General features: G+C 70.5%; 1 protein-coding gene. It reads right to left on the bottom strand.

Annotated elements, in window-relative coordinates; genetic code table 11:
* Nucleotides 1-312, bottom strand: a 312-nt coding sequence (locus KVP70_RS33570; protein WP_217946756.1) for an AMP-binding protein, incomplete at both ends; no start/stop codon positions are given.

Here is a 312-nt window from a genome sequence, read left to right on the forward strand (position 1 = left end):
CGCCGGTCTTGTACATGCGCGCGCCCGCCTCGCCGGCGAACGGATCGTCCAGGAAGCGCTCGGCCGTCAGTTCCGGGCGGTTCAGGTAGCCGCGCGCCACGCCGGCGCCGCCCACATACAGCTCGCCGACCACGCCGATCGGCACCGGCTGCCGGTTCGCGTCCAGGATATAGGTGCGCAGGTCAGGAATGCGCCGCCCGATCGGGCTGGCGCCGTGGCGCGCCGCGTCGGCCGGCTCCAGCGGACGGTAGGTCACGTGCACCGTGGTCTCGGTGATGCCGTACATATTGATCAATTGCGTGCCGGCGTTGA

Origin of the sequence: Duganella violaceipulchra, from assembly GCF_019166075.1 — a bacterium.
GTDB classification, from domain to species: domain Bacteria; phylum Pseudomonadota; class Gammaproteobacteria; order Burkholderiales; family Burkholderiaceae_D; genus Rugamonas; species Rugamonas violaceipulchra.